This is a genomic window from Kribbella sp. NPDC051137, from assembly GCF_040682535.1.
GTDB classification, from domain to species: domain Bacteria; phylum Actinomycetota; class Actinomycetes; order Propionibacteriales; family Kribbellaceae; genus Kribbella; species Kribbella karoonensis.
Window position 1 is genome coordinate 368,017 of sequence record NZ_JBFBBI010000005.1, and the last position, 25,783, is coordinate 393,799.

A 25,783-nucleotide genomic window follows, 5' to 3' on the forward strand; every position below is an offset into this window, starting at 1 on the left:
GCCATTGGCGACGGAATGTTGTATACATGACGAGCGAGGTCGTGGTCACCGCCCCTGTCCGTGCCCGGCGGGTGCGGGAGATCGCCACGGAACTGGCCGGGCTCCGCGGCCCGCTGTTACCGATCCTGCATGCGGTGCAGGAGGAACTCGGGTATGTCGATCAACCCGACGTCGCGGTGATCGCCGACGTACTGAACCTCGCGGTCGCCGAGGTCCACGGGGTCGTCACGTTCTACAAGGATTTCCGACGTCTTCCTGCTGGTCGTACAACGGTTTCCATCTGCCAGGCCGAGGCCTGCCGCTCGATCGGCGCGGTAGCTCTCGCCGAGCATGCCCGGCGGTCCGTCGGCTGCTCGTTCGGCGAGACCACCGCGGATGGGCGCCTCACCCTCGAAGAGATCTACTGCTTCGGCAACTGCGCACTGGGCCCAGCAGTCCAAGTGGCCGGAAGGCTGTACGGGAAGGTGACGCCGGCCCGCCTGGACGCACTCCTGGGGGAGGCGCGATGAAGGTGTACGTGCCGAGGGACTCGGCTGCGTGTTCTGTGGGGGCGGACGAGGTCGCGGAGCGGCTCGTCGCGGCGGCGGCCGGTACGGGCGCTGCGCACGACCTGGAGGTTGTGCGGAACGGATCTCGGGGGATGTTGTGGCTGGAGCCCCTGGTGGAAGTGGAGACGGCGGCGGGACGGGTCGGGTACGGACCGGTGGCGGCCGAGGACGTGGACGGGCTGGTGGCCGGCGGGATGCTGGCCGGTGCGGAGGTCGGGCCGTATCTCGGCCTCGTAGAGGAGCTGCCGTGGATGCGGCGGCAGGAGCGGTTGACGTTTGCCCGGGTCGGTGTCGTGAATCCCTTGTCCACCGTGGATTACGAGGCGCACGGCGGGCTGGCCGGGCTGCGGGCCGCGCTGGCGATGCCGCCGGCCGACGTGGTGGAGAGCGTGGTCGATTCGGGCTTGCGCGGCCGCGGCGGGGCCGGTTTTCCGACCGGGATCAAGTGGCGGACCGTCCGCAACGCCGAGGCGGCCCTCAAGTTCGTGTGCTGCAACGCGGACGAGGGCGACTCCGGTACGTACGCGGACCGGATGCTGATCGAGGGCGACCCGTTCACGCTGATCGAGGGGATGACGATCGCCGCGTACGCCGTCGGCGCAGCGGAAGGGTACGTCTACCTACGGTCGGAGTACCCGGACGCGGTCGCGACGTTGCGAGCCGCGATCGAGCGGGCGCGGGAGGTTGGCTGGTTGGGGCCGGACGTGCTCGGCTCAGGGTTCGGCTTCGACCTACAGGTCCGCGTAGGCGCCGGTGCGTACATCTGCGGCGAGGAAACCTCCATGCTGGAAAGCCTGGAAGGAAAACGCGGGATGGTCCGCGCGAAACCCCCGATCCCCGCGCTACAAGGGCTGTTCGGCCGGCCGACGGTCGTCAACAACGTGTTGTCGTTGGCCACGGTTCCGGCGATTCTCGCCGACGGCGCGGCCGCGTACACAGCTCACGGGGTGGGCCGCTCCCGCGGTACGAGCGTCTTCCAGCTCGGCGGGAACGTCGCCCGCGGCGGCATCGTCGAGACCGCGTTCGGCATCACGCTCGGCGAGCTGGTGAACGACTTCGGCGGCGGTACGTCGTCCGGGCGCCCGGTGCGAGCCGTCCAGGTCGGCGGGCCGCTCGGCGCGTACCTGCCGGTCGAGCAGTTCGACCTGCCGATGGACTACGAGGCGTTCGCGGCCGCCGGGGCGATGGTCGGGCACGGCGGGATCGTGGTGTTCGACGACACCGTGGACATGGCCGCGATGGCGCGGTTCGCGTTCGAGTTCTGCGCCGCCGAGTCGTGCGGCAAGTGCACGCCGTGCCGGGTCGGCGCGGTCCGCGGGGTCGAGACCATCGACCGGATCGTGTCGGGGACCGACCGGCAACAGAACCTGGTCCTGCTCGAGGACCTGTGCGAGCTGATGACCGACGGCTCGCTCTGCGCGATGGGCGGCCTCACCCCGATGCCGGTCCGCAGCGCCGTCCGCCACTTCGGAGAGGACTTCCAGGCATGAGCCTGCTCAAGGAAACCGATTTCGGAACGCCGGAACGTCCGGGTCCGGCGACCGTCGCGCTGACCGTCGACGGAGTGCCGGTTCAGGTTCCGCCCGGTACGTCGGTGATGCGTGCGGCGAAGCAGGCCGGCGTCGACGTACCGAAGTTGTGTGCGACCGACAACCTGGAGGCGTTCGGGTCGTGCCGGTTGTGCGTGGTCGAGATCGACGGCGTGAAAGGCACCCCCGCCTCCTGTACGACGCCGGTTGCCGACGGCATGGTGGTCCGGACACAGAACGAGCGGCTCGGCAGACTCCGTCGGGGCGTGATGGAGCTGTACATCTCCGACCACCCGCTCGACTGCCTGACCTGCTCCGCGAACGGCGACTGCGAGCTGCAGGACATGGCCGGCGTGACGGGCCTCCGCGAGGTCCGGTACGGCTCCGGCGTCGAGGCCGGCGCGAACCACCTGGACCTGCCGACCGACTCCTCCAACCCGTACTTCGACTTCGAGGCGTCGAAGTGCATCGCCTGCTCGCGGTGCGTCCGCGCGTGCGACGAGGTACAGGGAACGCTGGCACTGACGATCGAGGGCCGCGGGTTCGAGTCGAAGGTCGCGGCCGGTGCCGGGGTGCCGTTCTTCGAGTCGGACTGTGTGTCGTGCGGGGCCTGCGTGCAGGCGTGCCCGACCGCGACGTTGCAGGAGAAGTCCGTGGTCGAGCTCGGGATGCCGACGCGGACCGTGCTCACGACGTGCGCGTACTGCGGGGTCGGCTGCTCGTTCAAGGCCGAGCTGCGCGGGGACGAGCTGGTCCGGATGGTGCCGTACAAGAACGGCGGGGCGAACGAAGGGCACTCGTGTGTGAAGGGGCGGTTCGCGTTCGGGTACGCGAGCCATCCGGACCGGGTGCTCGAGCCGATGGTCCGGAACACCCTTTCGGAACCGTGGCGAACAGTTTCCTGGGCCGAGGCGATCACGTTCACCGCCCGGCGGCTGCGGGAGATCCAGGCCCAGCACGGGCAGGGGTCGATCGGCGCGATCACCTCGTCGCGGACCACCAACGAAGAGGTGTACGCGGTCCAGAAGATGGTGCGCGCCGTGTTCGGGAACAACAACGTCGACACCTGCGCGCGGGTCTGCCACTCGCCCACCGGGTACGGGCTGAAGCAGACGTTCGGGGAATCCGCCGGAACCCAGGATTTCCGTTCCGTCGACGCGGCCGACGTGATCCTGGTGATCGGGTCGAACCCGACCGACGCGCACCCGGTGTTCGGGTCCCGGATGAAGCAGCGGCTCCGGCAGGGCGCGAAGCTGATCGTGATCGACCCGCGGCGGATCGACCTGGTGCGCTCGCCGCACGTCGAGGCCGCCTACCACCTGGAGCTCGCGCCCGGGACCAACGTCGCGATCGTCAACGCGCTCGCGCACGTGGTGGTCACCGAAGGCCTGGTGGACCGGGAGTTCGTGAACAGCCGGTGCGAGGACTTCGAGGCCTGGGAACGGTTCATCGCGCAGCCGGAACACAGCCCGGAAGCGGTTTCCGAAATTTCCGGCGTACCGGCGGAAACGATCCGAGAAGCGGCCCGGCTGTACGCGACCGGCGGGAACGCCGCGATCTACTACGGTCTCGGCGTCACCGAGCACAGCCAGGGCTCCACGATGGTGATGGGCATGGCGAACCTCGCGATGGCGACCGGCAACATCGGCCGGCCCGGCGTCGGCGTGAACCCGATGCGCGGGCAGAACAACGTGCAGGGATCGTGCGACATGGGTTCGTTCCCGCACGAGCTCCCCGGCTACCGGCACGTGTCGGACGACGGCGTACGGTCGGTCTACGAGCAGCTGTGGGGTACGCCGATCCTCAACGAGCCCGGGCTGCGGATCCCGAACATGTTCGACGCGGCGATCGACGGCTCGTTCAAGGCGCTGTTCGTCCAGGGCGAGGACATCGCGCAGTCGGATCCGAACACGCAGCACGTGTTCGCCGCACTCGGCGCGCTGGAACTGCTCGTCGTCCAGGACCTGTTCGTGAACGAGACCGCGAAGTTCGCGCACGTGTTGTTGCCGGGGACCTCGTTCCTGGAGAAGGACGGCACGTTCACCAACGCCGAGCGGCGGATCAACCGGGTGCGGCCGATCATGGCGCCGCGGACCGGGAAGCAGGAGTGGGAGATCGTCTGCGAGATCGCCCAGGCGATGGGATACCCGATGCACTACGACTCGGCGGCACAGATCATGGACGAGATCGCGCTCACCACGCCGACCTTCGCCGGTGTCTCGTTCGGCAAGCTCGACGAGCTCGGGTCGATCCAGTGGCCGTGCGACGTCGAGCATCCGGACGGTACGCCGATCATGCACGAGGACGAGTTCACCCGCGGCAAGGGGCGGTTCGTGGAGACCGTGTACGTGCCGACGTCGGAGCGGTCGACGCGGAAGTTCCCGCTGATCCTGACGACCGGGCGGATCCTCTCGCAGTACAACGTCGGCGCGCAGACCCGGCGTACGGCGAACGTGGCGTGGCATGCGGAGGACGTGCTGGAGATCCATCCGCACGACGCCGAGGTGCGCGGGGTGACGGACGGCGATCTGGTCGCGCTGTCCAGCCGGGTCGGGCGGACCGAACTCCGCGCGCGGATCTCCGACCGGATGCCGGTCGGGGTCTGCTACACCACGTTCCACCACCCGGTGAGCGGCGCGAACGTGGTCACCACCGACAACTCCGACTGGGCGACCAACTGCCCCGAGTACAAGGTCACCGCGGTCCAGGTCGACCTGGTTCCCGAACCCGCCACCGCCGACAGCGCCCGCGAGTCGAGCGGCGCTCGGCAGCCGGCAGTTGCTGGGGGCAACCGATGAGCGGCGGTGTGCCGCCGTACGTCCGGCTGGCCAACGAGATCGCCGCCCAGTTCGCCCATCGTTCCCCCGCGGAGGCCGCCACCGCCATCGCCAACCACATGAAGGCGGTCTGGGACCCCCGCATGAAGCAGGCCCTGATCGCCCACGCCGACTCCGGCGCCACCGACCTGTCCCCCGCCGCAGTCCTCGCCGCGCAGAAACTCCGGACTCTGTGACCGAGGTTGTCTCCGGCGCCGGGCGCGGCCGGTTCGACAACGGGGGGATGGTCGGAGAGGGTGGGTGTGTGGAGGACAGGCCCGGGGAGATACGCGCGCGCCGACGGCGGGACGCCGTCGAGTGGGATGTGGCTCGGCAGATGGCGTTCGCGGTCGCGCGGCCCGGGCGAGTGGTGTCCCGGGAGCTGGCGGACGCCGACGGATGCGTGCTGGGGACGCCGCTGGTGGCGCCCGTCGCGGTGCCGGCGGTCGACCGCTCGGCGATGGACGGGTACGCCGTCAACGGCGACGGGCCGTGGCGGATCGTCGGGCATGTCGAGGCAGGAGCCGCGGATCCCGGCGTACTGGAGGACGGCGAGGCGACCGGGATCGTCACGGGTGCGACCGTGCCGAGAGGGGCGACCTCCGTCGTACGGTCCGAGGACGCGGTCGTCAGCGGCGACCACCTGGACGGACCGGCCAAGGCAGGCCGGCACATCCGGCGTACCGGCGAGGAGTGCAAGCCCGGCGACCAGCTCCTTCCCGCGGGGATCCTCGTCGACCCGGCGGTACTCGGGCTGGCCGCGACCGTCGGCCTCAACCGCCTGACCGTCGTCCCGAAGCCCACCGTCGCGGCTCTGGTCACCGGCGACGAACTCGTCCACCGCGGCCCCTCCTCCCCCGGCCGGATCCGCGACGCGATCGGCCCGATGCTCCCCGGCCTGATCACCCGCGCCGGCGCCCGGAACGGCCCGCTCGCCCACCTCCGGGACGACCGTGATGCCCTGGTCGAGGCTCTGCGGGAAACCCAGGCCGACCTCGTCCTCGTCTCCGGTTCCTCGGCCGCCGGCCCGGCCGACCACCTCCGCGCCGTCCTCAGCGACCTGGACGCCGAGCTGATCGTCGACGGCGTCGCCTGCCGCCCGGGCCACCCGCAGGCGCTCGCCCAGCTGCCCGACGGCCGCCTCGTCCTCGGTCTCCCCGGCAACCCGCACGCCGCGCTCGTCGCGTTCCTGACCCTCGGCGTGGCCGCGATCACCCGGATGCGCGGTCTGACCCTGCCCGCGCTCGCCAACATCGCCGTACCGGGCGGCGTCACCTGTCACCCCACCAACACCCGCCTCGTCCCGATCCGCCTCACCCCGCAAGGTGCCGTACCGGTCGGCCACGACGGCGCCGCCATGCTCCGCGGCCCGGCGGTCGCGGACGCCCTCGCCGTCGTCGCCCCGGGCCCGTCCGAGGCGATCGCCGCGCGCCTGCTCCCGATCGATCCCGGAGCCCGCCCGTGGATTCTCTGACCCAAAATGTCGAGCCCGTCCGGGCCTGTCCGACGTACCGGGCATGAACGACTACGGAGTGACCGGTGCGACCACCGGTGTCGAGGTACTGATGCAGCGGCCGGCCCGCACCGTCTGGGCCGGTATCACCGCGATCGAGCGGTACGGCGAGTGGAGCCCCGAGTGCTACTACGGCGCGTGGCTGGAGCCGGGCGCCCGTTTCGAGGCGCGGAACCGGTTCGCGAACGGGTTCGAGACGTACGTGACCTGCACGGTCACCGCTTTCGAGGAGCCGGAGCGGTTCGGCTGGGACGTGTACGGCGGTGAGGAGTTCCCGCTCGCGAACTGGACCTACGAGTTGGAGGACCGAGGCGACGCGACCCTCGTCCGGCAGACGTTCACGCACGGCCGGGGCGACAGCGGCCTACGGATGGGCGTCCTGAAGTACCCGGACCGCGCGGCGGAGATCATCCAGGGCCGCCTCGACGAACTGGCCACGAACATGCGCAAGACCCTTGCCGCGATGGAGTCGGCGCTCTGACCTCAGGAAGCTTCGCTCTTCTCGCCGTGTGCCGAGGGCGCCGTCCACAGGCAGTCCGCCTGGCCGGCGTCCAAGGCCTCCTGGTAGCACCCGACCTTCCAGGTGATCACGTTCAGGCATTCGTTGAGCTCGGCGATCTGCGCACTCACGTAGTCCTGGTGGCTCTTCAGCAGCGCGAGCCGGTCCCCCTCGTTGCCGGGACCCTGCCGGACCAGGTCCGTGTACTTGCGGATGGTGTCCAACGGCATCCCGGACGAGCGGAACTTGATGCACATGTCCAGCCACTCGACGTCGTCCTCGGTGTAGACCCGCCGCCCGTTCGACTCCCGCCGTACCTGATCGGCGAGCAGGCCCTCGCGCTCGTAGAACCTCAGCGCGTGCACACTCAGCCCGGTCCGCTCCGCCACCTGCCCGATACTCAGTCCACCCATGTCGGCACCTTAACCCCGATCTAGATCAGCGGCTTCACAGCTGACAACGCCTGCTGTACGTCGGCCCGCGTCGTGTAGATGTGGAACGAAGCGCGCAACTTCCCGTCCCGTACGGCGGCGCGGATGCCGGCCGCCGCGAACGCCTCCTGCGCGCCGGGCAGCTCCGTACTGACGATCGCGCTGTTCGACGGCTCCAGGCCCAGGCCGGCGCGGAACTCGTTCGCAAGCTCCAGGTTGTGCCGGTTGATCGTGTCGACGCCGATCTGCTCGACCAGTTCGAGCGCCGGTGCCGCGCCGACGAAGCTGAACCACGCCGGCGACTGGTCGAAGCGGCGCGCGCCCGGATCGAGCTCCATCACCGGACCGTAGTACGAGCCGTGGACGTCGCGGGCGGCGTACCACCCGGCGGCCGACGGGCGGCAACGCTCCTGCAGCCGCGGCGAGAGGTACCCGAAGGTCGCGCCGCGCGGCGACATCAACCACTTGTAACTGTGCGCGACCAGTGCGTCCACCCCGTCCACGGTGAGCGGATGCCAGCCCACCGCCTGGGTCGCGTCGAGCACCACGAGCGCGCCGATCTGCTTGCTTGCGGCAACTACCGCGGGCAGGTCGAGGACGTCGCCGGTCGACGACTGCACCGCACTGACCGCGACGACGTCGATCCCGGGCGTGACGGCGGCGACCAGTTCCTCCGACGGTACGGCGACCACCTGGACGCCGCGGTCCGCGTGCACCTGCCAGGGGAACACGTTCGACGTGAACTCGACACTGTCCGTCAGTACCTTCGCGCCGTCCGGCAACGCGTTCGCGATCGGCGCCACCGCGGCGGACACCGTGCTCCCGACGAACACGTCCGCGGCGTCCGCCCCGACCAGCCGCGCGAACGACTCCCGCGCCCGGGTCGTCGACTCGTCCCACGGCTCCCAACTGGTCGCCCCGATCCGCCAGTCCGCCAACGCCGCCTGCAAGGCCTCCCACGCCGGCCGCGGCGGCAGTCCGTACGACGCAGTGTTCAACCACCCCGGCTGCGGATCCCACATGTCCATGCGCTCCACCCTAAAGACTTGACCTAGACAGCGCTCTAGCTCCTAGCGTCGGGGCACCGATACGAAGGAGCTACGGAGATGCGTTACCGCATGCTGGGTGGGACCGGGATCGAGGTCAGCACGCACTGCCTCGGTGCGATGATGTTCGGCGCGGTCGGCAACCCCGACCACGACGACTGCGTCCGGATCATCCACACCGCACTGGACCAGGGCATCAACTTCGTCGACACCGCCGACATGTACTCGGCCGGCGAGTCCGAGGTGATCGTCGGCAAGGCGTTGAAGGACCGCCGCGACGACGTCGTACTGGCGACCAAGGTGCATTTCCCGTTCACCGAGGGCCGGAACCGGAGCGGGAACTCGCGGCGCTGGATCACCCGCGCGGTGGAGGACAGCCTGCGCCGCCTCGGCACCGACTGGATCGACTTGTACCAGATCCACCGCCCGGACCACACCACGGACATCGAGGAGACCCTCTGGGTGCTGAGCGACCTGGTCAGCGCCGGCAAGATCCGCGCGTTCGGCTGCTCGGCGTTCCCGGCCGAGGACATCGTCGAGGCGTACCACGTGTCCGACCGGCGGGGGTACGGGCGGTTCCGGACGAACCAGCCGCCGTACTCGATGATGGCCCGCGGCATCGAACGGTCGGTGCTCCCGACCTGCCGCCGGCTGGGCATGGGCGTGCTGACCTACAGCCCGCTCGCCTTCGGCTTCCTGTCCGGCAAGGTCCGCAAGAACCAGCCGCTCGACCTGTCCGCCCGCGCCGCGTTGGCACCGGACCGCTTCGACCCGGCGCTGCCCGCGAACGCGGCGAAGTACGACGCCGTCGAGCAGCTCGTGGAAGTTGCCGACGGCATCGGTACGACGTTGCCCGAGCTCGCGCTGTCGTTCGTGACCTCGCATCCCGCGGTCACGTCGGTGATCTCCGGGCCGCGCACGCTGGAGCAGCTCGAGGGCCTGATCAAGGCCGCCGACCTCACCCTCGACGACAAGACCCTGGACCGGATCGACGAGATCGTCCCGCCCGGCACCGACCTGTACCGGGCCGACGCGGCGTGGCAACCGCAGTCCGTCACGGACGTCACCCAGCGCCGCCGCCCGCTGTCGGAGCGCTGACGAAGGCGTTCGCCGCGGGCCGGCGCGAGACAGACCACGAGCGACGTATCGTGGTGACAGGCAACAACTCGCCAGGGAGGGTGTCATGAGTTTCGACAGGCCCGGTCTGCCGCATCCCGGTCACGAGCTGGACCCCGCGGTCGACGACACGCTCCGCGAGGAGGGCGTCGAGTTCACCGCGGACGACGAGCCGGACGTCCCCGACCACCCGGGCGGCCCGTCCGCCGGACCGCAGCCGAATCCCCCGCGCCGCCCGACACCCGAGGACTGACCTACCCGGCGGTGCGTGCACTACGGTGGCGCCCATGGTGACGCCATGGCAGTGACGATGCGTGATGTCGCGCGCGCGGCCGGGGTGTCGCCGAAGACCGTGTCGAACGTGATGAACGGGTATCCGTACATCCGCGAGGAGACCCGGACCAAGGTGCTCGAGGCGATCGACGCGCTCGACTACCGGATGAACATCTCCGCCCGGAACCTGAAGTCCGGGCGCACCGGCGTGATCGCGCTCGCCGTCCCCGAGCTCAGCAACCCGTACTTCGCCGAGCTCGCCGACGCGACGATCGAGGCCGCCGGCCGGCACGGCCTGACCGTGATGATCGAGACCACCGGCGCCGACCGCGAACGCGAACTGTCCGCACTCGCCCGGCCGCGCGGTCACCTGGTCGACGGGTTGCTCTACAGCCCGCTCGGTCTCGGCCCGGAGGACGTCGACGAGCTGAAGACCTCGACGCCGATGGTGCTGCTCGGCGAGCGAATCTTCCACGGCCCGGTCGACCACGTGATGATCGACAACGTCGACGGGACGAAGGCCGTCATCCGGCACCTGCTCGACCAGGGCCGCCGGCGGATCGCGGTGATCGGTGTCCGCCCGGGCGAACAGGTCGGCACCGCCGCCATCCGGTACGACGCTTACACCTCGACGCTGGCCGAGTACGGCGTACCGGTGGTGGCGGAGCTTGCCGTGCCGGGTGGGGCGTGGCGGCGGTCGAGTGGTGCGGACGCGGTGCGGGAGCTCCTGGAGCGCGGGGTCGAGTTCGACGCGGTGTTCGCGTTGAACGACCTGCTCGCACTCGGTGCGATGCGGGCGTTGATCGGACGGGGGGTGCGGGTGCCGGAGGATGTCGCGGTGGCCGGGTTCGACAACATCGACGAGTCGGCGTTCAGCAGTCCGGCGCTGACCACGGTCGACGCCGGGCGGATCCAGATCGCGCAGACGGCGGTCGACCTGCTGGTCCGCCGGCTGGGCGGCGACGACGCGGTACCCGCCGAGATCGTCGCGCCGTACGAACTGCACCTCCGCGAGTCAACCGGAGCCCAGCCGACCTCCGGCTGACGCCCCGGGCTCTTGACCTTGGGCGAGTGCTGCCTCCATGATCTTCTACACCGATGTAGTACACCGATGTAGAAGGATGCGCCCGTGACCTCTGCCAGCCTCACCCTGGATCCCGCCTTCGTGGTCGCGCCGGTCAACCGGCGGACCTTCGGCACCTTCGTCGAGCACATGGGCCGGTGTGTCTACACCGGCATCTACGAGCCCGGCCACGCGACCGCCGACGAGGACGGCTTCCGGAAGGACGTCCTGGAACTGACCCGTGAGCTGGGCGTTTCCGTGGTCCGCTACCCCGGCGGCAACTTCGTGTCCGGCTACCGCTGGGAGGACGGCGTCGGCCCGCGGGAGCAGCGCCCGCGGCGGCTGGACCTCGCCTGGCACAGCGTCGAGACCAACGAGTTCGGCCTGGACGAGTTCAGCAAGTGGTGCGCCAAGGCCGGCGTCGAGCCGATGATGGCGATCAACCTCGGCACCCGCGGCGTCCAGGAGGCGCTCGATCTACTCGAGTACACCAACCACCCCGGCGGTACGGCGCTGTCGGATCTCCGCGTGTCACACGGCGCGACGCCGTACGGAATCACGCTCTGGTGTCTCGGCAACGAACTCGACGGGCCGTGGCAGGTCGGGCACAAGACGCCGACCGAGTACGGGCGGCTCGCGGCCGAGACCGCGCGGGCGATGCGGATGATCGAGCCGGACCTGCAACTGGTCGCGTGCGGCTCGTCCTCGTCGAAGATGCCGCTGTTCGGCACCTGGGAGCGGGACGTCCTGCGCGAGACGTACGAGTTCGTCGACTACATCTCCTGCCATGCGTACTACGGCAACGACGACGGCGACACGGCGTCGTTCCTGGCGTCCGCGGTGGACATGGACCACTTCGTCGACGCGGTCGTCGCGACCGCGGACCACGTCGGCGCGGAACTCAAGAGCAGCAAGAAGATCGCGATCTCGTTCGACGAGTGGAACGTCTGGTACGGCGACCGCTCGCGCCGCACCGACGGTCCGGGCGACCGGTGGGAGGTGGCGCCGCGGCGGATCGAGGACGAGTACAACGTCACCGATGCCGTGGTGGTCGGCAACCTGCTGATCTCGCTGCTGCGGCACAGCGACCGGGTCGGCGTGGCCTGCCTGGCGCAGCTCGCGAACGTGATCGCGCCGATCATGACCGAGCCGGGCGGCGCGGCCTGGCGGCAGCCGACGTTCCATCCGTTCGCGATCACCTCCCGGCTCGCGACCGGCCAGGTGCTGCGGGTCGAGACCGACTCCCCCACGGTCGGCACCGCCCGGTACGGCGAGGTCGCGGCCGTCGACGCCGTCGCCACCTACGACGACGGCCGGCTCGCCGTCTTCGCGGTGAACCGGTCGACCGAAGGCCCGGTCGACGTCACCATCGACGTCAGCCGGACCGGGGTCACGTCGCTCGCCGAGGCCGTCATCGTGCACGACGACGACCCGGATGCGGTCAACTCGGCGTCGCAGCCCGACCGCGTCACGGCGCAGCCGTTCGAGTCGGCGAAGCTCGTCGACGGAAAGCTGGTCGTCACGCTGCCGGCGATCAGCTGGACAGCGTTTTCTCTGTCGACGGACTGACCGCCGCCGGTCCAGACTGTGTGCCCGTGAGTACCCAGTCTGACCTTGCCGAGACGAATCGGCTGGAAGCCTTCAGCGACGGCGTTTTCGCGATCGCGATCACCCTCCTCGTGCTCGAGCTGCACGCCCCGAAGCTCGAGGAGGGCCAGCGGTTGTGGCCGGTGTTGCTGGACGAGTGGCCGCAGTTCGCGGCGTACCTGGCCAGCTTCGCGATCCTCGGCATCATGTGGGTGAACCACCACTCGATGTTCCGCCAGATCCAGCGCGCCGATCGCGGGCTGATGTTCCTGAACCTGCTGCTCTTGCTGTGGGTGACACTGCTGCCGTTCCCGACCAGCCTGTTCGCGGAACACCTCGAGGACAGGACGAGCAACGGCCACGTCGCGGCCGCGGTCTACAGCGCGACGCTGACGCTGGCGGCGATCGCGTTCAGCCTGATCTGGTGGTACGTACTGCGCCACCACCTGGTCGAGCACACCATGTCCAAGGGCGAGATCCGCAAGTCACTGCTGCGCTACTCGGTCGGCACGGTGATCTACGCGGCGACGATCGGGTTCTCGTTCGTGTCCCCGCAGCTGACCTTGGTGATCGTGTTCCTGCTGGCGCTGTACTACGGGTTCGAGCAGGTCAGGACGCGCGGCGGAACTGCGTGACGTAGATGCCAGGGGCAACTTCGATGCGGCCGGTCTCGGCGTACCCGCGGGACTTGTACAGGTTGACCGCCGGGAGGTTCGCGGATCCGGTGGACACCTCGCTGACCGGACGCGGTTCGAGCTCGTCCAGGCGGTCGAGGAGCGCCCGCCCGTACCCGCGCCGCGCGTACGCCGGATCGACGATCAGCCGGGAGATCTCCACGGTCCGCTCGTCCGGGAACTCGTACGCGACCGCGCCGACGAGCAGCGTCCCGTCGTACACCCCGAGCCAGTGCTCGACGGAGGCCATCAACTCGTGTAGACCCTCCTGCAAGGGCGGGATCCCGTCGAACCCGATCAGCTCGGCCTCCACGGCGTACGCCGCATGCTGAACCGCCAGCAGCCGCTCGGCCAGCGGACGGTCGGTAACGTCGAGCGCGGTGATCACAGCCGGCACCCTACTATTGTTTCCGCCGAAGTTAGCCGAGCCTAACCAAAGATCTGGGGGGATGTTGTGAACGCGAGGGTGTTCCGGGACTCGTACGGCGTACCGCACCTGCAGGCCGGGGATCCACTCGCGTTGGTCTATCTGCAGGGCGTGAACGCCGCCCGCGACCGGGCCTGGCAGATCGAGCTGGAGCGGCGGCGGTGTCTCGGGACGAGTGCCGCGTTCCTCGGGGCGGAGGCGGTCGGGTGGGACGTGTTCGCCCGGCAGGCGCGGCTCGCGGACACGGCGCGGAAGTGCTTCGAGTCGCTCGACGGCGAGACACAGGAGTGGGTCGCGGCCTACGTCGACGGCGTGAACCACGCGCTGGCCGGCGGGGCGCGGCGGGCGCCGGAGTTCGCGGAGACCGGGCTGACCCCGCAGCGCTGGGAGCCGTGGGCACCGCTCGGGATCTGGCTGACCGTGCACATCCTGTTCGCCGGATTCCCGTCGAAGCTCTGGCGGACGCATGTCGCCTCGGTCCTCGGCGACGACGCGCTCGAGCTGTTCTCGTCGGAAGGCCCGCACGGGTCCGGAAGCAACGGGTGGCTGATCCCGGGCACACACACCGCGTCGGGGCAGCCGATCGTCGCGGGCGACCCGCACCGGTACATCGAGAACCCGGGCGTGTACCAGCAGCTCCGCCTCACCTGCCCGGAGTACGACGTCTTCGGCCTGGCCGTCCCGGGCATCCCGGGCATCGCGCATTTCGGCCACACCGGCAAGGTCGCGTGGGCGATCACGAACGCGATGTCGGACTACCAGGACCTGTATGCCGAACAGCTCCGCCGGACGGCTACACGTGTAGAAGCGCTCGGTCCGGACGGGTGGAAGCCGGCCGCCGCACACACCGAGGTGGTAGAGGTGGCCGGCGGTGAGCCTGTCGAACTGGAGGTCATCGAGACCGATCGCGGACCGGTCGTCACAGGTCCCGGAGGCACGCAGCCGTTCTCCCTCCGGTATCCGCCGCGAGTGACCGGAAAGCTCGGCTTCGAGGTGATGAGGCGGTTGCTCCAGGCAACGACTGTCGCCGACGTCGACGCCGCGTTCGGCGACTGGGTGGAGCCGGTGAACGTCGTACTCGCCGCCGACACCGCGGGCGGTCTGCTGCACCGGGCGGCCGGCGTCGTCCCGCGCCGTGCCCGCGACAACATGCTGCGCGTCGTACCGGCCTGGGAACCCGGGCACGAGTGGGACGGCTGGCACGCGATGCCCCGCGCGGACGTCGACGGCCCGGCGGTGATGGCCAACGCGCGTGAGTTGACGGCGGAGCTGGGCGTGGAGTTCGCGGCGCCGTACCGCGCTGACCGGATCCGCTCGCTGCTGAACGCTCGCGACGACTGGGCGGCCGACGACATGCCGACGATCCACCGGGACACGTACCTCGGATCGGCCGGCTCCGTCCTCGACCTGCTCGCCGGCCTCGACGACCTCTCCCCGCAGGCGGTTGCCCTCCGCAACGAGCTGTCCGCCTGGGACCGCCACATGGACGCCACGAGTACGACGGCCTCGGCGTACGCCGCGATCCGCAAGGCGCTGGTCTCGCGGCTCACCGACCACTTCACGATGCTCGAGAACGCCGAGGTCGCGGACATCTTCACGCCGTGGATGGACCCGTTGGCGCATGTCTCGTACGCGCTGGAGAACCTGCTCGCCACGGACCTCGTCCCGGAGATCAACGTCGGGTGGCTGGCCCGCGAGGCGCTGGAGGAGGTCGCTGCCGGCAGCCCCCGCCCGCCCTGGGGCGAGACGCACCAGCTCGCGCCGCTGCACGCGTTGCGCGGCCCGGTGTTCGCGCCGTCCGAGAGGCCGTTCGACCTCGGGCTTTCCGGCGATCACCACTGCGTGATGTCCACGTCGAGCCTTCCCGGGCTGACGGACGTGTCGATCCGCGCCTCGGCCGCCCGGTACGCGTGGGACCTCGCGGATCGCTCCGCCAGCCGGTGGGTCGTCCCGCTCGGCGCGTCCGGCGTACTCGGCGATCCGCACCATCACGACCAGCTCCCGCTGTGGCTGAAGGGCTTCCTCGCGCCCGTCGACGATCGGGTCATGCGTGCCGATCGCAGCTACGAGCAGACCGTCGACGGCTTCGGCACGGTCCGCATCGAGGAGGCGGACCCGGAGCGGGACCTCGACCTGATCCACGCGTGGGTGACGGCCGAGCGCGCTGTCTACTGGGGCATGCAGTCCTTGTCGCGCGACGAGGTCGCGGACATCTACCGCTTCCTGGACTCGGTGCCGACGCATCACGTGTACGTCGTACGGCTGGACGGGGCAGCGGTGGCGCTGCTGCAGACGTACGACCCGCGGGCGGATCCGGTGGGAGCGGCGTACGACGTCGCGGCGGGCGATCTCGGCGTACACCTGCTGATCGCCCCGGGCGAGGCTCGGCCGGGGTTCAGCGGGACGTTGATCGAGGTGCTGATGGCGTTCGTGTTCGAGCAGCTCGGCCATCCGCGGATCGTCGTCGATCCGGACGTCCGGAACGCTCCGGCGATCGACCGCTTCCGGCGGAGCGGGTTCGTCCTCGGCCCGGAGGCGAAGGTCACCCACGCGGACGGCAGCACGAAGACCGCGCAGCTCGCGTTCCGCACCCGCTGACCAGCGGCGGCAGGTTGCTGCCGTCGCGGGCCGGCGTACCGCGTTGCACCCTAGCGTGCTGGGCGTGCCGGCGCTGTGGAGGAACCGTGAATGACCGGGAGCTGCTGATCCCCCTGGGGCACGACCTGGGCGTCGTGTATTCGGGGGCAGTCGAGCGGCAGCAGCAGGTCCGCGTGGGAGCCGAAGTGGTGGAGCTCCCGGACGACGAGTTCGCGGTGTGGTTGCTGGCGCACGACATCGACGACCAGGATCGTCCGACACGGGCATCGCTGGAGGCCCGGGCGCTCCGGCTCGGACTGGAGGCCGGTCCGCTCGTCGATCGTTTCCTTCGGGACGGACTGCTGACAACGCTCGATCCGGACGGCGACGACGCGGTCGAGTTCGCCCAGCGGCATCAGCTCTTCCCGTTGCTGACGGGGCTCGGACCCGATCCGGAGCAGCCGGCGATGCAGACCGTCGGCCTCCTCGATCAGCCGGTCACGCAGGTCTCCAATGACGTGTACGACGTACTGATGTGGTCGCAGCTCGCGCCGGAGCTGTGGAGCGGATGCCACGACGCCGCGAAGCTCGCCGTACGGGCAGGCGGAGATGCGGACCCGCGGCGGCTGCTGGCCCGCGTACTCGAGGAGGCCCACGGTCTGCTCTGCGTGCGCGCGGCGTACTTCGACCGGCGGCGGGTCCGATGATCATCTTCCCGATCGGGCACGACCAGGGGATCCGCGACGACGAGCGGGTGGTCCGGGTCGGACGGAGCGAACACCGGCTCGACGCGGACGCGTTCGCGCTGTGGGTGCTGGCGCGCGGAGTGCCGGAGGTCGGCAAGGGCTCGTGGACGGTCGACGACCTGCTCGCGCACGCCGAGCGAGCCGGCATCGAGGAGCCCTCGGCGTACGTCGGAAAGCTCGCCGGCGCCGGGCTGATCGCGGTCGTCGCGGACGGTCGGGAGTTCGCGCGCCGGTACCGGATGGACGTCCTGTTCGTCGGCCTCGGGAACACGCCGGATCGGCTGGATGGCCACGCGATCGGGATCCCCGCCCTCGGTACGGCGGCCGTCCTCGATCCGGACTCCTACGAGTTGTGGCAGTGGGGCTCGGTCGCACCGACGCTGTGGCACAGCTGCGAGGTCCGGGCGACGGTGTCCGCGGAGCCTTTGGCGCGACCGGACCCGGACGCGGCCCTGACCGGGATCCTCGGCGACCTGCGCTTCCTGGTCGTGCGGGGTTGCGCGTACCTGGACGTGGCGCGCTGACAGCTGACTCGACGCCGAGCCGAAACCCGCCGGGTCGGGGTCAGTTCTTGACGGCGAGGACCGCGGCCATCAGCTGCTGGTAGTCGGTGAGGTCGTCCGGCTCGTCGTCGTTGCGCCATTCCGCGGCAGCGACGATGCCTGGCTCCAGGATGGTGAAGCTGTCGCCGAAGAGGGCGAGGATCTGGTCGTCGGTGCGCCAGCGGCCACGGCCCAGCGAGCCCTGGAGGACCTGCTCCAGCTCCTGGCTGCGGGCGTCGTTCAGGCTGCGGAAGTGGCTGACGAAGACGTGGCTGCCGGAGGCGATGCGGTCGCTCCAGAAGGAGACGATGCCGGCCGGGTCCTCGTCGTCGTTCACGTGGTGCAGGACGGCGCTGAAGATCACGGCGACGGGCGTCCCGAAGTCGATCGTCGCCTGCACGACCGGATCCTCGAAGATGCTCCGCGGGTCGCGGAGGTCGGCCTGGATGACCTTGGTGTTGTCGTTCTCGGCGAGCAGGGCGCGGCCGTGGGCGAGCACGATCGGATCGTTGTCGACGTACACGACCTTGGTCTCGGGGGCGAACCGCTGGGCGACCTGATGCACGTTGTCCGCGGTCGGCAGGCCGCTGCCGAGGTCGATGAACTGCCGGATCGGCGTCGTCCGGACGATCTGGTCGACCGCACGGACCAGCGCGCCACGATTGTCGAACGCGATCACCCGGGAGCCGGGCAACTCGTTGATGAACCGGTCGCCGAACGCGCGGTCGACGGCGAAGTTGTCCTTCCCCCCGAGGAGGTAGTCGTAGGTCCGGGCGATGCTCGGCTTGGTGATGTCGAAGCCAGGGTACGGCGGCTGCTCGTTCGCATCGGTCATCGCACGGAAACCTTCCTGTTCGAGAACGACGCTTACTCTATGCGACCCGGGCACTACCCCGCCCCGGCCCCCGGCCTGTCCCGTCCCGATACCGCCGCCGGCCGGAACCGTGTCATCGAAATGTCATCGCCTGCCCGGATCGTAGGCCGTGCGCACAGCCCGCCCACGTTGCCCTCGGGGGTCCCTCATGACCGTCACGATGCTCGACCGGCCGTCCTTCCAGCAGATCCCTGCCCACGGTGGGATTGCCGAACTGCTCGCGTCCGCCGAGAACGAGGTGATCGCGATGGACACCCTCGCGGGGCCGACGTTCGGACCGCGAGAGGTCAGGCACGGCGTGCGGTACCGGGCGATCTTCCCGGACCGCACCCGGACCACACCGACCGTCGGCCGGCACCTCGGTGCGCTGTCCCAGGCCGGAGTCGCGGTCCGGACGATCCCGCAGGTGCCGATGAACGCGATCGTGATCGACGGATCGGTCGCCGTACTGCCCGCCGACAGCACGAACGGCAGCGTCGCCGTACTGCGGCTGACGAGCGTGGTGGTGACGGCGCTCGAGCTGTTCGAGCGGATCTGGCCGGACGCCGTACCGCTGGCCGACTGCGGCCTGCCCGACGAGGCCGACCTGTCAGTGCGCGAACAGGAGATGCTGCGGCTGCTGGCGCTCGGCGCGACCGACGAGGTGGCCGCGGCGCACCTGGGCGTCTCGGTCCGGACGGTCCGCCGGATGGTCGCGCAGATCATGAACCGGCTCGGCGCGCGCAGCCGCTTCCAGGCCGGCATGAAGGCCGCTGACCGCGGCTGGCTGCTCGAGCGCGCCTCCTGAGGGTCGTGCCGGGGCAGGTTTCAGTGGTCGTCGCGGGGTCGAGGCGACGACCACTGGTGTCGTTGGTGACCTGGTCTGGCGGGCCCTGTCACCGGTGAATCAGTTGAGCGTGTGCTTCGGTACCTCGTGTGAGCGCCCGGCCGCGTGGCGCTCGTGGGTAGTGGGCTCTTGCACCGCGTGGTCTGGGGTGCGTGGCGCGGGGCAGACCGGGCCGCGGCGGATCGGGCCACCGCCCAGCTTCCGGCTCTTCCACTGTTTTTCTTCGTAGTCGTAGTAAGTGTCGACGCCTCCGACTGTCATCCGGACCTCCCGTCAAATCCCCCGTCCCCTGCTGGCTCATCCACAGTCGGTCACGATCAGGTCGCCAGACAAGTGATTCCGGAAATCACCACGGATCAACAGGCTCGAACGCCGAGTTCTGTTGGAATGACCCACAAACGTGCACTTGTTCGGTAAGTCCTACACGGCGACGATCGCGACGCCGTGACCCGGCAACCAGACGCCGTCCGCGATCACCTCGGCGCCGCCGAACGACATCACCAGGTACTCCGGCTCCTGATCGACCTGCACCACCGCTGCCTCCGCGGCCAGGTTCGCCACCACCCGCAGGCTGCCCCGGCTCACCACCAGCCACGCCCCGCCCGGATCGAAGGCCACCGCGACCGACTCCAGCGAGTCGTCCCGCAACTCCGGCATCCGCGCCCGGAACGTCAGCAGGTGCCGGTACCACGCGAGGATGTCCCGGTGCGGCGCCTCGTCCGGCTCCGACCAGTCGAGCACCGAGCTCCGCCAGGTTTTCGGGTCCTGCGGGTCCGGGATCTCGTCCGCGTCCCACCCGAACTCCGCGAACTCCCGCCGCCGCCCGGTCCGGACAGCGTCCGCCAACGCCGGCTCCTGGAAGTCCGTGAAGAACCGCCAAGGGGTCGAAGCGCCCCACTCCTCCCCCATGAACAGCATCGGCGTGTACGGCGACGTGAGTACCAGCGCGGCGCCGATCGCGAGCTGCCCCGGAGTGAGCGCCGGGCGGTCACCGAGCGCCCGGTTGCCGATCTGGTCGTGGTTCGACGTGTACGCGAGGAACTGCCCGCCGCGGTGCCGCCGAGGATCGACCGGCCGGCCCCACAGCCTGTGCCGGAACGTCGAGTACGTCCCGTCGTGCAGGAACACCTTGGTGAGCGTCTTCGCGAACACCGCCGGATCCCCGAAGTCCACGTAGTACCCGAACCGCTCGCCGGTCAGCAGTGAATGCAGCGCATGGTGGAAGTCGTCGCTCCACTGTGCCGTCATCCCCATCCCACCGGCGGACACCGTCTCGACCGTACGCGGGTCGTTGAGGTCAGACTCAGCTACGAGCCCAAGAGGTCGCCCTAGCTCCCGGGAGAGCGCAGCGGTCTCGGTGGACAGCTGCTGGAGGAGGTGTACCGGGCTGTCGTCGACCAGCGCGTGTACGGCGTCCAGCCGCAGCGCGTCGAGGTGGAACTCGCGGAACCAGCGCAGTGCGTTGTCGCAGATCCACCGGCGCACCTCCGTGCTGCCGGTGTCGTCCAGGTTGACCGCAGGGCCCCACGGGGTGTCGTGCCGCGTGGTGAAGTACGGCCCGAAGCTCCCGAGGTAGTTCCCGCTCGGCCCCAGGTGGTTGTAGACCACGTCCAGACACACAGCGAGCCCTGCGTCGTGGCAGCGGTCCACGAAACGCTGCAGCGCCTCCGGACCGCCGTACGGCGCGTGTACGGCGTACAGATCCACGCCGTCGTACCCCCAGCCGTGGACGCCGGGGAACGCGGCGACCGGCATCAGCGAGACCACTTCCACGCCCAGCACTGCCAGGTAGTCCAGGTGCTCGGCAGCCGCGTCGAGTGTTCCTTCCAGAGTGAACGTGCCGAGGTGCAACTCGTAGAAGACAGCACCCCGTACGTCGCGTCCGGTCCAGCTGTCGTCGGTCCACTCGTACCGGTCCGCGTCGAAGACCCTGCTGAACCCGTGGACACCGTCCGGCTGCCACGGGCTGCGCGGATCCGGGAGCGGGTCGCTGCCGTCGACGGAGTACGCGTAGTCGGTGCCGTGGTGAGCCTCGGCGACCTGGCGTTCCCACCAGCCCTCGTCGGCGAACCGCATCGGCAGCACGCCGTCCCGCAGTACCAGGTCGACGCTGGTTGCCTCCGGCACCCAGACGCGGAACGTGTGCATGTCAGCTCCTGACCAGCAAGGCGACCGGCAGGTCCGTCAACAGGTCGTCGATGCGGGCGGCACCGGCGACTTCCCGACCGGTCAGAACATTCTTCCACCGGCCATCGGGCAGTACCACTGTGCTGTCGCCCCAGCCGCCCAGCCGCTGCAGTGCTGCCGGCAGCCGGGTTGCCACGGTGATGACCGCGTCTCCGCGGGCGAACGCGACCGCGTGACCGTTGGACGTCGGCAGTGGCGTGTAGCTGCCGGCAAACGCATCCGGGTACTGCCGACGCAGCCGGAGCGCACGGGACGTCACCAGCAGCTTCTCGTCGGACAGGTCGCTCGGCTTGGCTCCTGCATCCAGCCGTTGCAGCCGGTCGATGCGCTGCTGGTAGTCCACAGGCCGTCGGTTGTCAGGATCCACCAGCGACAGGTCGACCAGCTCGGTCCCCTGGTACACATCGGGTACGCCGGGCATCGTCAGCTGCACCAGCTTCTGCCCGAGCGTTGCCGCCCGTACGTACTCCGCCTGCTGGTCAGCGAACCGCCGTACCGAGTCCAGCACTGCCTTGTCCTGCAGTACTGCGTTGGCGAAGGCCGCGACGGTCTGCTCGTACTCCTCGTCCGGGGAAGTCCACGACGTGTGCCGTTTGGCCTCACGGATCGCCTTGAGCAAGTAGGCCTGCATGCGGTCCCCAGCTAGCGGGCCGTTGTCCCACGTGCCGAAGAGGGTCTGCCAGAACAGGTACTCCGTACTGCCGTCCAGCAACGGGTTCCGATGGTCCTCGGACAACCGGCGCCACTCACGCACCGCCTCCGACCAGGCGGCCGGCTGCTCGGACAGCACGCCCAGCCGGGCCCGTACGTCTTCTGAGCGCTTGGTGTCGTGCGTGGACAGCGTGGTCATCGTCTTCGGCCACTGCTTGTTCAACCGGGACGCGTACGCGTGGAACTCCTCCGGCGAGACCCCGAAGTGCTCCGGGTCGCCGCCGACCTCGTTCAGCGACGTGAGCCGCAACCACCGGTAGAACGCGGTGTCCTCGACGCCCTTGGCCATCACCGGACCGCACGTCTGCTGGAACCGTACGATCAGTTCCGCCCGCGCTTCCTCGTCGATCGTGCTGGACTCCCGCCCGAGCAGCAGATGCAGTACGACGTCCAGCGTGGCCTGCCGGTCCTCGTCGAGGTTCGCCCGCGCCTTCTCGGCGGCCCGCTCCATGGCAGCCACCGCAGCGGCCGGGGCCTTCTCGCCAGGGACGACGTACGCGCGATAGACGTCGAAGTGGACGAGCAGCTCGGCCACGACCTCGTGGAACGCCCGCCTGGTGTGGTCACGCAGCCGTACGTCGTCCTGGCAGATACGGGCCAGCAACTCGACCAGGCGATGCACCTCGGCGTACTGCCCGCTCCGGACGACCTCGCGCTTCGCTTCCTCCACAACGGGCCCGAAATCAGCAGGTGCTCCGGTGAGCTCCGAGTGCAGGGCCGCGAGCGGTGCGGCGCCCGCTGGGTCGATGAACAGACCTCCGACGCGCAGGAGAGCGTCGTACCCGGTGGTGCCGGCGCAGGGCCAGTCACTGGGCAGCTCTTCGTCGCCTTCGAGGATCTTCTCCACCACGACCCACGCGCCGCCGGTCCGCTCGGCCAGCCGGCGCAGGTACCCGCGCGGGTCGGCCAGGCCGTCCGGGTGGTCGATGCGGAAGCCGTTGAGCTTTCCCTCCTGCAGCAACGCCAGCAGCAGCTGGTGCGTGGCGTCGAAGACCTCCTGCACTTCCTGCCGCACTGCGGCCAGTGTGTCCACGTCGAAGAACCGCCGGTAGTTCAGCTCCTCGTCCGCGACCCGCCAGTGCGCCAGCCGGTACCACTGCTCCGTGACCAGCTCCTCCAGCGGCAGGGCCTCGGTCCCGGGACGCAACGGGTACTCGTGCTCGTAGTACCGCAGTACGTCGCCCTCGACCGCCAACTCGTCGTCCGCCAGCACCTTGCCGATCCGCTGGCCCAGCACGGCCATCAGCAACGGCTGGTTCCCCGCACCCCAGTCCACGTCGAACCAGTCCGCGTACGGCGACCCCGGCCCGAGCCGCAGCACCGACCACAGCGCCTTGTTCAGGCTCTCCGGCGTCGGCACCGCGACGTGGTTCGGTACGACGTCCGCGATCGCGCCGAGGCGGTGCTCGGCGAGCCGGGCCGCGAGCCGGTCGAACGCGGGCCGGCCGCCCATCGGTTCGGACAGCCGGCTGTGGTCGACCACGTCGTACCCGTGAGTGGAACCGGGCGCCGCCTGGAGGATCGGGGACAGGTAGGCGTGCGAGGCCCCGAGGCTCGCCAGGTACGGGACCACCGCGGCGGCGGCGTCGAACCCGAACTCGGCGCGGAGCTGGAACCGGTACGTGGCCAGCGGGATCCGTGCGGGGCGTTGGGGCGGCGAAGGACTCCGGACAGTCATGCGGACGCCAGCCGGACCCGTGTGAGTACCAGGGTGCTGCGGGCCTCCAGCTGGACCGTCGACCCGGCCGCGTGCGCTTCGGTGTCGCCGGTACCGGTCGCAGTGGTCGTGTCCACCGCTACCGCCCAGGTCTCGCCGTACTCCTCCGGCGGCAGCAGGAAGTCGACCGGCTCGAAGTTGCCGTTCAGCAGCACCAGGAACGAGTCGTCGACGACCGGTTCGCCGCGCAGGTCCGGCTCGGAGATCGCATCGCCGTTCAGGAACACCGCCATCGCCCGGGCATCGTCGCGCTGCCAGTCGCCGTTCTGCATCTCGGTGCCGTTCGGGTTGAACCACACCAGGTCGCCGAGGCCGTCGATCCCGGTGTCGCCGTGGAAGAACCGGCGGCGGCGCAACACCGGGTGGTTGTTGCGCAGCTTGACCAGCGACCGGGTGAACTCGAGCAGGTGCTTCTGCGGCTCCTGCAGGTTCCAGTCGATCCAGGAGATCTCGTTGTCCTGGCAGTAGACGTTGTTGTTGCCGCGCTGCGTCCGGCCGAGCTCGTCGCCGTGGGCGATCATCGGCACGCCCTGCGAGATCAGCAACGTGGTCAGGAAGTTGCGCTGCTGCTTGGCGCGCAGCCGCAGCACCTCGGGGTCGTCGGTCGGGCCTTCGACGCCGCAGTTCCAGGAGCGGTTGAAGCTCTCGCCGTCCTTGCCGCCCTCGCCGTTCGCCTCGTTGTGCTTCTCGTTGTACGAGACCAGGTCGCGCATCGTGAAGCCGTCGTGGGCGGTGATGAAGTTGATGCTCGCCAGCGGCCGCCGGCCGTCGTCCTGATAGAGGTCCGACGAGCCGGTCAGCCGGGACGCGAACTCGGCCAGCGTGGACTTCTCACCTCGCCAGTAGTCGCGGACCGTGTCGCGGTACTTGCCGTTCCACTCGGTCCACAGCGGCGGGAAGTTGCCCACCTGGTAGCCGCCGTCGCCGATGTCCCACGGCTCCGCGATCAGCTTCACCTGGCTGACGACCGGGTCCTGCTGGACCAGGTCGAAGAACGCCGACAGCCGGTCGACCTCGTGGAACTGGCGGGCCAGCGTGGCCGCGAGGTCGAAGCGGAAGCCGTCCACGTGCATCTCGGTGACCCAGTAGCGCAGCGAGTCCATGATCAGCTGCAGTACGTGCGGATGCCGCATCAGCAGGCTGTTCCCGGTGCCGGTGGTGTCGTAGTAGTGCGTCTTGTCCTGGTCGACCAGCCGGTAGTACGCCGCGTTGTCGATGCCCTTGAACGACAGCGTCGGGCCGAACTCGTTCCCCTCGGCGGTGTGGTTGTAGACGACGTCGAGGATCACCTCGATGTCCGCCTCGTGCAGCGCCTTCACCATCGCCTTGAACTCGGTCACCTGCTGCCCGCGGGTCCCGGTGGACGCGTAGGCGTTGTGCGGCGCGAAGAAGCCGATGGTGTTGTAGCCCCAGTAGTTCGACAGGCCGATCTCCTGGAGGTGCCCGTCCTGCGCGAACTGGTGCACCGGCATCAGCTCGATCGCGGACACCCCGAGCTCCTTGAGGTGCTCGATGATCGCCGGGTGCCCGATCCCGGCGTACGTTCCGCGGATGTTCTCCGGCAGCCCCGGGTGGGTCTTGGTCATGCCCTTGACGTGCGCCTCGTAGATCACGGTCTCGTGGTACGCGTGGCCCGGCGGGCGGTCGTTGCCCCAGTCGAAGAACGGATTGGTGACCACCGAGAGCATGGTGTGCTCGCGGTTGTCCATGGTGTTCAGCTCGTCCGGCTTCGCGAACCGGTAGCTGAACAGCGACTCGTCGCCGTCGATCTGGCCGTCGACCGCCTTCGCGTACGGGTCCAGCAGCAGCTTGGACGGGTTGCAGCGGTGGCCTTCGGGCGGGCTGTACGGCCCGTGCACGCGGAACCCGTACCGCTGGCCGGGCTGTACGCCGGGCAGGTAGGCGTGGTGCACGAACCCGTCCACCTCGGTGAGCTGCACCAGTTGCTCGGTCCCGTCGTCGCCGAGCAGCGACAGATCAACTCGTTCGGCAACCTCCGAGAACACCGCGAAGTTCGTCCCGGCGCCGTCGTACGTGGCGCCGAGAGGGTAAGGACGACCAGGCCATTTCTGCACCTGACG

General features: G+C 69.6%; 22 protein-coding genes. 15 read left to right on the plus strand and 7 right to left on the minus strand.

All coding sequences use genetic code 11. The features are described from left to right. Positions 1-26 precede the first annotated feature (26 nt). The 6 genes from AB0M51_RS27755 to AB0M51_RS27780 all read left to right on the plus strand — a co-directional run bounded on the left by AB0M51_RS27755 (position 27) and on the right by AB0M51_RS27780 (position 6,887). A complete protein-coding gene (locus AB0M51_RS27755; protein WP_363751146.1) occupies positions 27-509 on the plus strand; it encodes an NAD(P)H-dependent oxidoreductase subunit E in 483 nt (160 codons plus the stop codon). Beyond that, positions 506-2,038, plus strand: a complete 1,533-nt coding sequence (locus AB0M51_RS27760) for an NADH-ubiquinone oxidoreductase-F iron-sulfur binding region domain-containing protein (protein ID WP_363751148.1) — start codon at positions 506-508, stop codon at positions 2,036-2,038. Before AB0M51_RS27755 ends, AB0M51_RS27760 begins: the two co-directional genes overlap by 4 nt. After that, positions 2,035-4,875: a formate dehydrogenase subunit alpha gene (gene fdhF / locus AB0M51_RS27765; protein WP_363751150.1), complete on the plus strand. Its 2,841-nt coding sequence runs from the start codon at positions 2,035-2,037 to the stop codon at positions 4,873-4,875. Before AB0M51_RS27760 ends, fdhF begins: the two co-directional genes overlap by 4 nt. Then, positions 4,872-5,090, plus strand: coding sequence for a formate dehydrogenase subunit delta (locus AB0M51_RS27770; RefSeq protein ID WP_344188516.1), 219 nt, complete (start codon positions 4,872-4,874; stop codon positions 5,088-5,090). The genes fdhF and AB0M51_RS27770 overlap by 4 nt, the downstream gene beginning before the upstream one ends. Positions 5,091-5,158: 68 nt before the next feature. Beyond that, complete coding sequence (locus AB0M51_RS27775; protein WP_344188517.1) at positions 5,159-6,367, plus strand: molybdopterin molybdotransferase MoeA; 1,209 nt, start codon at positions 5,159-5,161, stop codon at positions 6,365-6,367. A 43-nt stretch (positions 6,368-6,410) separates the two neighbouring features. After that, entirely contained in the window at positions 6,411-6,887 is a 477-nt protein-coding gene (locus tag AB0M51_RS27780) for an SRPBCC family protein (RefSeq protein ID WP_344188518.1), read from the plus strand. Between the two features lie 2 nt (positions 6,888-6,889). On the opposite strand, the gene AB0M51_RS27785 is transcribed toward AB0M51_RS27780, so the two are convergent. Continuing rightward, entirely contained in the window at positions 6,890-7,318 is a 429-nt protein-coding gene (locus AB0M51_RS27785) for a MerR family transcriptional regulator (RefSeq protein ID WP_344188520.1), read from the minus strand. Between the two features lie 20 nt (positions 7,319-7,338). Then, the gene (locus tag AB0M51_RS27790) at positions 7,339-8,364 is read right to left on the minus strand and encodes an aminotransferase class V-fold PLP-dependent enzyme (RefSeq protein ID WP_344188521.1); all 1,026 of its coding nucleotides are present in this window, start codon (positions 8,362-8,364) and stop codon (positions 7,339-7,341) included. A 78-nt stretch (positions 8,365-8,442) separates the two neighbouring features. On the opposite strand from AB0M51_RS27790, the gene AB0M51_RS27795 reads away from it, so the two are divergent. The 5 genes from AB0M51_RS27795 (at position 8,443) to AB0M51_RS27815 (ending at position 13,056) form a co-directional block, all read left to right on the plus strand. Then, positions 8,443-9,480 (plus strand): aldo/keto reductase, encoded by a 1,038-nt coding sequence (locus AB0M51_RS27795; protein ID WP_344188522.1) that lies wholly within the window; start codon positions 8,443-8,445, stop codon positions 9,478-9,480. An 85-nt stretch (positions 9,481-9,565) separates the two neighbouring features. Beyond that, entirely contained in the window at positions 9,566-9,751 is a 186-nt protein-coding gene (locus tag AB0M51_RS27800; RefSeq protein WP_344188523.1) for a hypothetical protein, read from the plus strand. Between the two features lie 45 nt (positions 9,752-9,796). Beyond that, entirely contained in the window at positions 9,797-10,816 is a 1,020-nt protein-coding gene (locus AB0M51_RS27805; protein WP_344188524.1) for a LacI family DNA-binding transcriptional regulator, read from the plus strand. An 84-nt stretch (positions 10,817-10,900) separates the two neighbouring features. After that, positions 10,901-12,403 (plus strand): alpha-N-arabinofuranosidase, encoded by a 1,503-nt coding sequence (locus tag AB0M51_RS27810; protein ID WP_344188525.1) that lies wholly within the window; start codon positions 10,901-10,903, stop codon positions 12,401-12,403. A gap of 26 nt (positions 12,404-12,429) precedes the next feature. Further along, positions 12,430-13,056, plus strand: coding sequence for a TMEM175 family protein (locus AB0M51_RS27815; protein ID WP_344188526.1), 627 nt, complete (start codon positions 12,430-12,432; stop codon positions 13,054-13,056). On the opposite strand, the gene AB0M51_RS27820 is transcribed toward AB0M51_RS27815, so the two are convergent. Continuing rightward, positions 13,031-13,492 carry a GNAT family N-acetyltransferase gene (locus AB0M51_RS27820; RefSeq protein ID WP_344188527.1) on the minus strand — a complete coding sequence of 154 codons (462 nt, stop codon included), beginning with the start codon at positions 13,490-13,492 and terminating at the stop codon, positions 13,031-13,033. The genes AB0M51_RS27815 and AB0M51_RS27820 overlap by 26 nt on opposite strands. Positions 13,493-13,549: 57 nt before the next feature. On the opposite strand from AB0M51_RS27820, the gene AB0M51_RS27825 reads away from it, so the two are divergent. The 3 genes from AB0M51_RS27825 to AB0M51_RS27835 all read left to right on the plus strand — a co-directional run bounded on the left by AB0M51_RS27825 (position 13,550) and on the right by AB0M51_RS27835 (position 17,369). Beyond that, entirely contained in the window at positions 13,550-16,120 is a 2,571-nt protein-coding gene (locus AB0M51_RS27825) for a GNAT family N-acetyltransferase (protein ID WP_344188528.1), read from the plus strand. Positions 16,121-16,206: 86 nt separating this feature from the next. Further along, positions 16,207-16,806, plus strand: a complete 600-nt coding sequence (locus AB0M51_RS27830; RefSeq protein WP_344188529.1) for a hypothetical protein — start codon at positions 16,207-16,209, stop codon at positions 16,804-16,806. Next, entirely contained in the window at positions 16,803-17,369 is a 567-nt protein-coding gene (locus AB0M51_RS27835; protein WP_344188530.1) for a hypothetical protein, read from the plus strand. The genes AB0M51_RS27830 and AB0M51_RS27835 overlap by 4 nt, the downstream gene beginning before the upstream one ends. A gap of 40 nt (positions 17,370-17,409) precedes the next feature. On the opposite strand, the gene AB0M51_RS27840 is transcribed toward AB0M51_RS27835, so the two are convergent. Next, a complete protein-coding gene (locus tag AB0M51_RS27840; RefSeq protein WP_344188531.1) occupies positions 17,410-18,222 on the minus strand; it encodes an SAM-dependent methyltransferase in 813 nt (270 codons plus the stop codon). 187 nt (positions 18,223-18,409) lie between these two features. Between AB0M51_RS27840 and AB0M51_RS27845 the strand changes: the two genes are divergently transcribed. Further along, positions 18,410-19,048 carry a helix-turn-helix transcriptional regulator gene (locus tag AB0M51_RS27845; RefSeq protein WP_344188532.1) on the plus strand — a complete coding sequence of 213 codons (639 nt, stop codon included), beginning with the start codon at positions 18,410-18,412 and terminating at the stop codon, positions 19,046-19,048. 459 nt (positions 19,049-19,507) lie between these two features. Here the strand turns inward: AB0M51_RS27845 and treZ are convergent, their stop codons facing one another. From treZ to glgX, 3 genes are read right to left on the minus strand one after another with little or no spacing between them, the layout of a single operon-like run. Beyond that, positions 19,508-21,235 carry a malto-oligosyltrehalose trehalohydrolase gene (treZ, locus tag AB0M51_RS27850; protein WP_344188533.1) on the minus strand — a complete coding sequence of 576 codons (1,728 nt, stop codon included), beginning with the start codon at positions 21,233-21,235 and terminating at the stop codon, positions 19,508-19,510. A gap of 1 nt (position 21,236) precedes the next feature. Further along, on the minus strand, positions 21,237-23,663 hold the full coding sequence (gene treY, locus AB0M51_RS27855) for a malto-oligosyltrehalose synthase (RefSeq protein WP_344188534.1): 2,427 nt from the start codon (positions 23,661-23,663) through the stop codon (positions 21,237-21,239). Then, complete coding sequence (glgX, locus tag AB0M51_RS27860; RefSeq protein WP_344188535.1) at positions 23,660-25,777, minus strand: glycogen debranching protein GlgX; 2,118 nt, start codon at positions 25,775-25,777, stop codon at positions 23,660-23,662. Before glgX ends, treY begins: the two co-directional genes overlap by 4 nt. Positions 25,778-25,783: the final 6 nt, after the last annotated feature.